The organism is Citreicella sp. C3M06 (assembly GCF_018860705.1).
Classification (GTDB): Bacteria; Pseudomonadota; Alphaproteobacteria; order Rhodobacterales; family Rhodobacteraceae; genus Salipiger.
Genome location: NZ_JAHKQA010000004.1, coordinates 164,589 through 175,817, shown reverse-complemented (window position 1 = coordinate 175,817; position 11,229 = coordinate 164,589). Strand labels below are relative to the sequence as shown.

Sequence of the window (11,229 nt, the reverse complement as noted above, 5' to 3'; positions counted from 1 at the left end):
CATGACACGTATCGGCCTGATCGGCGCCGGCTACATCGCCAGCTGGCACGCGGACGCGCTCAAGACCACCCCGGGCGTGACCATCGCCGCCGTCTGCGACCTGTCCGAATCCGCCGCGCAGGCGCTGGCCGAGGACTGCGGCGCGCAGGCCTTTACCTCGCTTGATGCGCTGATCGAAAGCCGCTGCTGCGATGCGGTGCACATCCTGACCCCGCCCGATCTGCACCGGCCTCTGGCGCTGCAATGCCTTGCCGCCGGGCTTGAGGTGCTGGTCGAAAAGCCTGTCGCGCAAAGCGCCATCGAAACGCGCGAGATCCTCGCCGCCGCCGAGGCCGCGGGCAAGCACTTTCACGCCGGGCATAATTTCCTTGGCCTGCCGTCTTATGAACGGCTAAAGGCACTGGTGCAGGACGGCACGCTGGGCCGCATTTCCAGCGCCGAGATCACATGGGCCCTGCCGCTGTCACCGCTGCGAGCCGGCCCCTACAACCTGTGGCTGCTGCGCGAGCCCAAAAACCTGCTGCTGGAGCTGGGGCCGCACCTTGTCGCCTTTGCCGTCGATCTGTTCGGCACGCCCGAGGTGGTCTTTGCCGAAGCCACCAAGCCGGTCGCCCTGCCCGGCGGAGATCTGCGCCCGCAGGGCTTCCGCATTCTGGCCCGGGCTGGCGCTGTCGATATCACCTTCACCATCTCGATGGTCGAAACGCAGGACGACCGCGCGGTGATGCTGCGCGGCTCCTCGGGGCGGGCCCGGCTGGATTACGCTTCGGATGTGCTGGTGGTCGAACGCGAGAACAGCTCGGATCTGGTGCTCAACCCGCTGCACAAGCAACTCAATCTCGCGTGGCAACGGTTCCGCGAAGGCACGCGCAACGCCTTTGTTCAGGGCAGCTCGCTCAATCAGGGCGGCCCTTACGCGCTCAGCTTCCGGGGCATGGACGCGGCGATCTGGCAGGATCGCAGCCTGCCGCAGGATGCCCGGTTCAGCGGGGCCAGCGCGGTGGCGGTGATGCAGGTCATCGACGACGCGCTGGCGCTGCTGCCGCCCGAGGTGCTGGCCATAAAGGCCCCTGCCGTGCAGACCCGCGCCCCCAAACCCACCGCCATGGTGATCGGCGGCACCGGGTTCATCGGGCGCGCCCTGACGCGGCGACTGGTGGCCGATGGCCATGACGTGCGGGTGCTCTCGCGCGGGCGCCACGGGCCCTTTCCCGACCTGCCCGATCAGGTCGAAACCAAGGGGGTCTCGCTGTATGATCTCGAAGCGCTGACCGAGGCGATGCAGGGCATCGACGTGGTGTTCAACCTTGCAAAATCCATGGACAAGACATGGGGCGAGGCACTGATCAACGATGTCGGCGTCGCCACCCGGATCGGCATGGCCTGCGAAAAGGCCGGGGTGAAACGTCTTGTCTACACCGGCACGATTGCGTCTTACGACATGTCGAAACGCGACAGGACCATCACCGAAGACACCGGCTTTGCCGCCGACATGAGCGATCGCAACATGTACGCCCGTTCCAAGGCGGAATGCGAACGCCAGCTGATGAAGCTGCACCGAGAGCGCGGCCTGCCGCTGACCATCGCCCGCCCCGGCATCGTGGTCGGCCCCGGAGGCCCGTTGCAGCATTGGGGCATCGGGCGCTGGCATGGCGCGGGCGCGGTGCGGATCTGGGGGCCGGGCGACAACATCCTGCCCTTCGTGCTGATCGACGACGTGGCCGACGGGCTGGTGCGCATGGCGTCGCGGCCCTCGGCTGTCGGGGAAAGCTTCAATCTGGTGGGCGAACCGATGCTGACCGCACGCGGCTATTTCAACGCCATTCACGAGGCGCTTGGCGCGCGCATCCGGGTCGACAGCGGCAATCTGACAGCGTTTTACCTGTCTGACGCGGTGAAATACGGGCTGAAGAAATACGCGCTGCGCAAGACCGGGCTCGAGCGCCCGTCGCTGGCCGATTGGCAAAGCCGCGCGCATTTCTCACCTTTTGCCATCGACAAGCCAAAGGCGATGCTGGACTGGCGGCCCGAACCCGACCGCAGGATCTTTGTTGAAAAGGCCATCACGCAGGCGAACCTGATCGGGATCTGAGACACTGGGTTTATAGTGCGATCGGTGAACAATCCTCTCGAAACCTCCTCATTCCTGACAGATTCCCATGATGAAACGGAACAAGAGGGTTCGGCGCATCACAGGATGCGGCCCGTATCGAACAGGCAGACAGGCATGACGCTGGGTGATTTTTCCGATGTGACGCGGTGGGTGCGGGCCGACAGGGCCCTGATGCGCTGCGCCTGGAGGGCAAGAGCATGACCGAACGCCGCAAGTTTCGCCGCCGTAATCCGCTCTCTGCGCAGACCGCCGTCGCAGATCAGGCGGACGCACGGGCAACATCCGACGAGGCCGCTGCCGCCGCGCAGGACGCAGAGCGCCAACGCGCCGCCCTTCAGGCAGGAGAGGCGGAGCGTCAGGCCGCAAACGCGCAATTGGCGCTCGAGGCGGTCAGGGCCGAAGACGCGCGCCGTGCCGAAGACACCCGCAAGGCCGATACGGGGCGCATGGCTGAAGAGGCGCGCATGGCAGAGGCCGCGCGCGAGGCAGAAGAGGCGCGCGAGGCCAAGGAACGCCATGCCGCCGAAGAGGCGCAGGAAGCCGAGCAAGCGCACAGGGTCGAAGCGGCCCGGCCCAAAGACCGATGGGCGCAGCTTGCCAGCGTCGCGGTCGATGCGCGTCATCTCGAAAACAACCGCATCGTCACCGCCGGGCGTGACGACCCCGCTCATGCCGCGTTCGACGTGCTGCGCACGCGGCTGCTTCAGGCGCTGGCGGATCATGGTTGGCGGCGCGTCGCCATCACCTCGCCGACCAAGGATTGCGGCAAGACCTTCACCGCCGCCAACCTTGCCATCTCACTGTCGCGTCAGGAAAACTGCCGCACCCTGCTGATCGATTGCGATCTTCGCAGGCCGACTCTGCACAAGGTCATAGGCCTGCGCGACCCCGGCTCGATGGGTGATGTGTTGCGGGGCAAGATCGCCCCCGAAGACCATTTCCTGCGCATGGGCGAAAACAGCTTCGACGCCGGGCATAACATCGCCTTCGGCTTCAACGGCACCCCGGAACCCTACGCTTCGGAACTGCTGCAATCGCCGCAGACCGCCGAGGCCTTGGCCCGGATCGACAACGCCTTTGCGCCCGATGTCGTGCTGTTCGACCTGCCGCCAGCTCTGTACTTCGATGATGTCATCGCGTTCCGGCCGCTGTTTGATGGGGTGCTGCTGGTGGTCGGCGGAGGCCTGACCACCGACAAGGAAATCCGCGAGGTCGAACGGCGGCTAGGCAAAGACACCCCGCTGCTTGGCACGGTGCTGAATCGGGCCGAAGGCACCAAGCTCGACAAGTACACCTACTGAAAGGGCCCCGAAGGGCCCTTTGTCATAGCGCGATCAGGGCCGCGCGGCGCGCGGCAGCAGCCGCCCCAGCAGCGCCGACCAATCGCTCACCGTGGCAAGCGCCGCCCAGATCGCCGCCAGCAGCAACCCGACCAGCGAAAAGATCCGCAGCCCGGTCACCCGGCGTTCGCTCCGCGTGCGGATCGTGGGGATCGCCACCACTGGCTGTATACCCAGCGCCCGTTCCATCTGCGTCGCGCTGCGGATCGCGGGGTTCATCAGCTCGGCGATGAACGCTATCGCGAACCCGCCCAGAGCGCTTGCCGCCACCCCCATCGCCAGCAGCTTCTTGCGGCTGCCCGAGGCCGAGACTTCGGGCACCAGCGCCGTTTCCAGCACCTCAAACCGCGCCATCTGCTGGCGATCTTCGAGCATCTGCCCCATCTCGGCCTCGGCCTTGCGACGGGTGATCACGCTGTACTGTTCCTGAAGCCGGGTGAGATCGCGCTCGATCCCAGACAGGGCGCGTTCCACCTCGGGGGCGCGGGCGATCGCGGCGTTGATCGCGCCGATGCGCCCCTCGACCAGCGCCTTCTGGTCGCGCAACAGGCCAACCTGACGGTCGAGCACTTCCTGCCGCTGCCGCGAGGAATTCGCCTGAAGCGCTACGATCTCGCGTTCGAGCGTCAGCGCGTTGTCCTGCAAGGTCGTCAACTGGTCGCGCAGCGCGTTCATGCCGGCGGGCAGCGCATCGCCATTCTGTTCCTTGAAGGTTGCGATCTCGGTTTCCTTGGCGGAAATTTCAGCTTCGACCCGCGCTTCCTCGTCCGCGAAGAAGCTCAACGTGTCGCGGGCACTGGTGACGCTGCGATCGCGCGACTGGTCGATCACCGTTGTCATAAGCTCGTTCGCAAGCTCCGCAGCCTTTTGCGGATCGTCCAGCGTGACGGTGATCATCAGCCCCGAGGGCGCCTCTTGCTGCGCGGCATAAGCATTGGGATTGGTGCGAATTTCGTCGATGCGGATGGATTCGCGCATCAGGAAGACCCGCTCGTTCAGGCTCATTTCGGGATCGGCGTCGAACAGCTGGTGCACGTTCATCACCTGCACCAGATTGTCGCGCGACATCAGGCGCTGTTCGATCAGCTGCACCCGGCGGGCGGCGTCCTGCGATTGCGCGGCAGACCCGGCCAGCGTATCGGGAACCTGACTTTCCTCGATCTGGACGACAGCGGTGGCCTCGTAGATCTTGGTTTGCTTGGTCGCGATGTAGAATGAAATGGCAGATCCCAGCAGGATGATGGCAAAAATCAGCAAAGCCCTGCGCCGCAGAGCTGCCAGCACTTCACCGACCGACTGAAACTGGTTCATACTCATCACTCCCGCAACGTGTTGCCCCCACCCTGCGAATGCGAAACGGCCCCTTCGGGTTGCACCCTGCAAGCGATTGCCCCAATTTGATTAGAACAATAGGCAAGGCGCCGTCATCGCGTCATGAATTAGCCCCATTGTCCGGCCATTTCCACGAAAAATACCATGCAAAACGGAAACAATCCGTTAAGGAAACCGCTACCTACGGTCACCTCTTTACCAAGTGTCGAAGAGACAGCTCAGCAGTGACAGCGAGACGACAAGGCCGTCGATCCGTTGTTGCCAAACCGGGATCTCGGCCCCTTGTCCGAGCCCGATGTCATGATGCATCACCATGCGCGAGTTGGGCAGATCTGCCCGTAAGGCATCGAATCCGAATGTGGCGCCGGTGATCGGATACTGCGCCTTAAAGGCCGATTCCTTGGCGGAAAAAATCCGCAGCGCCGCGCGCTCTGGTGGCAACGACAGCGTTTCCAGCTCGCTGGGACTGGCGATTTCGGGGATCAGATCGGGGTGCATATCGACATCAGGCTCGATATCGACTCCGATGCCGCGCCAGAGCCCGGCGCGCGCGACCACCGCAACGCAAAGCCCGCCGCCATGGCTGATACTGCCGACAACCCCGGAGGGCCAGTGCGGGGCGCGATCGCCTTGCATCGGAATCGCGCGCGGCGGCAGGCCAAGCTGCGCCATGGCGGCGCGGGCGGCAACGCGCCCCCCGGTGAATTCCGCGATGCGCGACGGCACGGCCCGGCGCATGGCAGCGCGCTCTTGCTCAAAAAGCGCGCCGGGGATGTCGCTGGCGCTTGCAACCGCCCAGCCCAGCCCATCCGGCAGGCCGGACGCGTCGAGCGCCTGTTTCAACACCTCCGGGGTCACCTCAGGCGCTGCGTTTTGCCCGCATTTCGCGGCGGCGCGACATGGCATCGCTGCGGGCCTGCGCCCGGTCGTTGACCGGCGCTGCGGGCTGCGGGACTGGCGCGGGCGCGGCGGCGGTGATCACGGGGGCTTTGGCCACGGGCGCCTTGATGACAGCCTGTGCCGACGGGTCCGCCAGCGCGGCCACCCGCGCCGTCAGGTCGGCCAGCACCGGAAAGCGGAAGATGTCAGTGATCGACAGCCCCGCCACGCCAAGCTCGTCGCGGATCGCCCGATGCGCCTGCACCGCCAGCAGCGAATGACCGCCAAGGTCGAAAAAGCTGTCACGGCCCGAGATCTCCGACAGGCCCAGCACTGTCGACCAGATCCCGGCGATCTGCGCTTGCAGCTTGCCGCTGCCTTGCACCTGCGATTGCACCACCGGTGTTTCGGGCCGGGGCGCGGGGCGCGCAGCCTTGACCACAGGTTTCGGCAAGGCCTTGCGATCCACCTTCTTGTTCGGGGTCAGCGGGAAGCTGTCCAGCCGCATGAAATGCTGAGGCACCATGAAGCCCGGCAGGTGCTGCGCCATCTGACTGCGCAGGCCCGGCTCGGCCAGCGGCGTTTCAGAGGTGTAATAGCCCACCAGCCGCAGATCGCCCGGCGTATCCTCGCGCGCGACGACCACGGCCTGCGTGACGCCGGGCAAGGTTTCCAGCACGGCTTCGATCTCGCCCAGCTCAATACGGAAGCCGCGCAGCTTGACCTGATGATCGACGCGGCCGATGAAATCGATGCGCCCGTCGATGCGGCGGCGCACCAGATCGCCGGTGCGATACATCCGCCCGGCGTGGAACGGGTTGGGCGCAAAGCGCTCTGCGGTCAGCTCGGGCCGGCCCCAATAGCCGCGCGTGACGCCCTTGCCGCCGATCCACAGCTCGCCCGGCATCCCGATGCCCACCGGCTGCTGCGCATCGTCCAGCACGTAAAGCTGCTGGTTGGCCAGTGGCAGGCCGATATTGACCACGCCATCGGACGCCCGCGCCACTTCGGTCGAAGACCAGATGGTGGTTTCCGTCGGGCCATACATATTGGTGACGCTGGCAGTGGTGATCTTGCCGAACTCTTCCACCAGCGCGCCGGGCAGCGGCTCTCCGCCAAGGAACAGGTGCTGCACCTTCGACAGGGCAAACCGCGCCTCGTCATTCATCGCGATCATCCGCGCCATCGACGGCGTGCATTGCAGATGCGTGACGCCATGGCGCAGGATCTGCGCGGCGATCGAGAAATCATCCGCCGCGAGTTCCGGCGCAACATTCGCAGCCCGAACCACGCGGGCCAGCGGCACCAGCCCCTCCAGAACCTGCTGGCGCGGGATGCCATAATCGATCAGGCAGGCGATTTCCGTGACACCGATGCGCTTGAGCTGCTCTGTGCGCTCCAGCGCGTCTTGCACCGTGCCAAAAAGGCCGCTTTCGTTGAAATAGCGCTCGAAGGCGAAATCGAGAATGGCTTCGAGGTCTTCCGGCTCGAGGATCTCCAGATCCAGATCGAAGGCGTTGTTCAGCCCCTGAGGCCGCTTGAACGCCGGAAACGCCCAGGCGTATTGCTTGATTAGCCCCGCTGCCGAGCGCAAGTATTCGCGCATCGGGCCGCGGGCGGTTTCGCGCGCCTGCTCGCGGGTTTCGGCCACGTAGCTGTGCAGCATGAGCGAGACCTTGAAATCCGCAGGATCATGCCCCGCCTCGCGCAGCGCGCCATGATAGAGGCGGATCTTGTCGGCCACCTCGTCGATGCTTTGCCCCAGCAGATGGGTGAGCACATTGCAGCCCAGCCGCCCCGCCTCGCGCCATGTCTCGGGGTTGCCAGCGGTGGTGATCCAGATCGGCAGGTCATCGGACACCGGGCGTGGCTGCGTCACCACATCGAACATCGTGCCATCCTTGCGCGGGAAGGGCACCGGCGTGCCGCGCCACAGATCGCGCAGCTGGGCGATGGTCTCGATCATCGCGGCTTTGTTCTGGGGCGGCGTGTTCTCGGGGCGCAGCACGAAATCATCGGGCTGCCAGCCGCTGGCAATGGCCAGCCCGGCGCGCCCGTTGGTCAGATTGTCGATCACCGCCCATTCCTCGGCGATGCGCGCCGGGTGATGCAGCGGTGCCACCACCGAGCCAGCCCGCACGGCGATATTGCGGGTCACGGCGGCAACGGCGGCGCCGGTCACCGACGGGTTCGGATAGGGGCCGCCAAAGGCGTGGAAATGCCGCTCGGGCGTCCAGACGGCGCAAAAGCCGTTCTGATCGGCGAATGTCGCGCCTTCGAGCAGCATGGCGTATTTGTCACGCCCGACGCCATCGTCATTGCCCCAGTAATACAGTGAGAATTCCATCCCCGCCTCGGACAGCGGCATCGCCCCGTTCGAGATCAGCGCGCGATCCTCGTCCGAGGTCAGCACCACCTTGAAACCGCGCGCCGTGGTCCAGAACAGTTCCAGCACGGAAATGTCGAAGCTGAGCGAGGTCACCGCCAGCCATGTCCCGGCAGGATCGTGCGGGATCACCGCGTCCATGCCGGTGTAGAAATTCACCACGTTGCGATGTTCGATCATCACGCCCTTGGGCACCCCGGTCGAGCCAGAGGTATAGATGACATAGGCCAGATGTTCGGGGCCGCAAACCGGCGCGGGCGCCACGGCGGGGGCCTGAGACAGGCGCGGATCGGCGTCGATCACCAGCAGCTGGGCGTTGTGCCGCGGCAAGCTGCTTTGCAGGTCGCTTTGCGTGACGATCACCGGCGCGCCGCTGTCGTTGAGGTAATGCTGCAACCGGTCCGCCGGGTAGGCCGGATCAAGCGGCAGATAGGCCCCGCCCGCCTTGAGGGTGCCCAGCGCCCCGACCATCAGATCGACCGAGCGTCGCGTGTAAAGCCCGACAACCGTATCCGCCCCCACCCCCATGGCGCGCAGCACCTGCGCCGCCTGATTGGCGCGCTGATCCAGCTGCGCGTAGCTAAGGCTCTGGCCCTCGAACACCAGCGCAATGGCATCCGGAGTCCGGGCCACCTGCGCTTCGAACGCCGCCTGCATGGTCAGGCTGTCCTTCTGCGACGTTTCGGTCGCGTTCCACGCGTTCAGCACCAGATCGCGCTCGGCAGCGGGCAGACCGCCCAGTTCCAGCCGCGCGGCAAGCAGATCCGATTGCGCCAATGCCATCCGGCCACTGTCGGTCAGCAGCGTGGCAGTGTCGCCGGTCAGTTCGACCGTGACGGCGGTGCCGGGGATATGCCCCGCGCCAAGGCTGAGCCCGACATGCGGCACCTGCGGCGCAGCCCCGATCTCGGGGGCGCGGGCCGGAAGATCGGTCAGGAAACCGACGCGCGCTTGCGCCGCCGCCACGTCGACATGGCCCGAGCCATCGACCCGCAGCGGCAGCCATGGCGCGATGAACCCGCCCTGCGCCAGATCCTTGAGCCGGGCATCGGCAAAGGCGATGTCGCAGCTTTCAAGCCCCGCAAGGCGCGCGGCCCATGCCGCCACCTGCGCTTCGGGCTGCGCGCCAAGGGCCAGCCCGCGCTGGTAGATGTCACCGGCGCGCTTGCCCAACCCCTGCAATTCCGCCGGGGCAAAGCTGGTGAACCGGCGCCGCCAGTGCTGGTCATGCTTGGCCACCTGCACAATGCGGGCGTCGATCTGCGCCCGCTCGGCGGCCGAGAGCACCGTCAGCCGCTCGCCCGGCTTGCCGACCTGCGCCACCAGCGCCAGCGCGCCGCAGACATGGGTAAAATGCGCCAGCCGCAGCGCCCCGCTGCCACAAGCGACGGTCAGGTGATCGTCGGTTGCCTCGAGGATCTCGCCCGGTACGCCCTGCCCCGGCACCACCTGCGCCTTGTGAACAAGCCACAGCGCGTCATGGGCCAGCAGCTTTGGCGCGCTCAGCGGGTTGGCATAGCCGCCATGATCGAGCGCCCGCACCAGCCGTTCCAGCGCCTCGGCGGGCTGGGCGAAATCCAGCAGACCATGCGCCGACGGGCGATCCGCCAGCGCGTGGTAGCTGCGCTGGCCCAGATCCTGAGGCACCCGCCGCAGCCCCTGTTCCAGTTGCGCAATCAGCTCGGGAAAGCTGTTGATGGCGGCTTCGTAAGCTTTGGTGTTCAGCGTCAGCGCGGTGTCGCTGTCCGCAATGTCGAACGCGCGGGTGACAAGGATATCGCCCTCGTCCACGCCGCCTTCGATCATGTGCCAACTGATGCCGTGGCAGCTTTCGCCTTGCAGCAAAGCCCAGACCGGCGCGTTCAGCCCGGCGTGGCGTGGCAGTGGGCCGTCGTGGAAATTCACCGCCCCCTTGCGTGGCATAGCCAGCACCGCCGCCGGGATCATGTCGAGATTGGCGATCGACAGCAGCCAGTCGAATTGCGTGCCGCCAAGCCGATCCGCCAGCCCCTTCCCCGGCGCAACGACCGCAAGGCCGCGCCCCTCGGCCCAGCTTGCGACATCGGCGTTGCGGGTGACCACGGCGCGGATCGTGTGCCCGGCACCGAGCAGCCGTTCGCCGCATTGCACCAGCAGGCTTTCATTGCCCATGACGACGCTGGAAAACTGGCTCATCTCATCTTACTCCGCCTTGATCTCGCTGCGGCTGGCCGTGGGGCGCGCGGCCCCCGGCATCAGCGCCCGAAGATCGTGAATAACCATGTCGCGCAGGAAATGCGCCGGGTCCGCCGCGGGCTTGCGCTGGATCACCCGGCGCGCCCGCCACAGCACCCCGCCCGCCACATGCGCCAGCGTTGCCAGCGCCGCATAACCCCGCCCGTGCGATTTGCTGAAATAATGCCAGCGGCTGTCAAGCCAGAAGCCCGGAATGCGCTGCCACCGCTTCATCCCGGTCGAGACCGACCCGATATGCGCCACCGCGCTGTCCCTGACATAATGCGTCTGATACCCGGCGCGGGCAGCGCGCAGGCACAGCTCGGTTTCCTCGAAATACAAAAAGAACGTCTCGTCGAACAGGCCGATCCGGTCGAGCACATCCTGCCGCATCATCAGCGAGGCCCCTGCCAGCCAATCGACCCGGCGCGTCGTTTCCGGCAGATCCAGCGGCACCTTATACGCGCCAAGCGCGCGGCTGATCGGCCCGAATCGCGCCGCGCCTTCGAATTCCGACAGGATCGAGGGGAAGCGAAAGGCACTGATATGCGGCGTGCCATCCTCGCCGTGGATATGACTGCCGGCAAAGCCCGCCTCGGGGTGGGTCTCCAGATGATCCAGAAGCCGCCTGAGGCTGCCCGGCCCGGGAAAGGCGTCGGAGTTGAGCAGGTAGATGTAATCGGGGCGCGAGCCGTCGGACCAGCCCGCGCGAATTCCGACATTGTTGCCCGCGCCAAACCCGCCGTTGCGGTCCGACCGGATCAGCCGGATCGGCGCGCCTTGCGCCCATGGCTCGGCCAGCCCTGCCTGCATCGTCTCGAAAGAGCCGTCAGCGCTGTCATTGTCGACGATGATCAGCTCGGCTTCCAGCCCCGCCATCTCGCGCAGCGCGGCGCGGGCCGAGCGCAGCGTCATCTCCGGCGTTCGGTAGTTCAGCGAAATCACCAGAAGCCTCGGCATGCTGC

Annotated in this window: 6 protein-coding genes; 2 read left to right on the top strand and 4 right to left on the bottom strand. The window is 66.1% G+C overall.

Features of this window, described 5'->3' with window-relative positions:
* The first annotated feature begins 1 nt into the window (after position 1).
* Together KO516_RS01395 and KO516_RS01390 are read left to right on the top strand one after the other, a co-directional pair.
* On the top strand, positions 2-2,092 hold the full coding sequence (locus KO516_RS01395) for an NAD-dependent epimerase/dehydratase family protein (RefSeq protein WP_252737340.1): 2,091 nt from the start codon (positions 2-4) through the stop codon (positions 2,090-2,092).
* Positions 2,093-2,310: 218 nt separating this feature from the next.
* Positions 2,311-3,414, top strand: a complete 1,104-nt coding sequence (locus KO516_RS01390; protein ID WP_216002014.1) for a CpsD/CapB family tyrosine-protein kinase — start codon at positions 2,311-2,313, stop codon at positions 3,412-3,414.
* 33 nt (positions 3,415-3,447) lie between these two features.
* On the opposite strand, the gene KO516_RS01385 is transcribed toward KO516_RS01390, so the two are convergent.
* From KO516_RS01385 to KO516_RS01370, 4 genes are all read right to left on the bottom strand, one after another.
* The gene (locus KO516_RS01385) at positions 3,448-4,764 is read right to left on the bottom strand and encodes a Wzz/FepE/Etk N-terminal domain-containing protein (RefSeq protein WP_216002013.1); all 1,317 of its coding nucleotides are present in this window, start codon (positions 4,762-4,764) and stop codon (positions 3,448-3,450) included.
* A gap of 216 nt (positions 4,765-4,980) precedes the next feature.
* Positions 4,981-5,631: a 4'-phosphopantetheinyl transferase gene (locus KO516_RS01380; protein WP_371742011.1), complete on the bottom strand. Its 651-nt coding sequence runs from the start codon at positions 5,629-5,631 to the stop codon at positions 4,981-4,983.
* 13 nt (positions 5,632-5,644) lie between these two features.
* A complete protein-coding gene (locus tag KO516_RS01375; protein ID WP_216002011.1) occupies positions 5,645-10,225 on the bottom strand; it encodes a MupA/Atu3671 family FMN-dependent luciferase-like monooxygenase in 4,581 nt (1,526 codons plus the stop codon).
* 6 nt (positions 10,226-10,231) lie between these two features.
* Complete coding sequence (locus KO516_RS01370; protein WP_216002010.1) at positions 10,232-11,224, bottom strand: glycosyltransferase family 2 protein; 993 nt, start codon at positions 11,222-11,224, stop codon at positions 10,232-10,234.
* Positions 11,225-11,229: the final 5 nt, after the last annotated feature.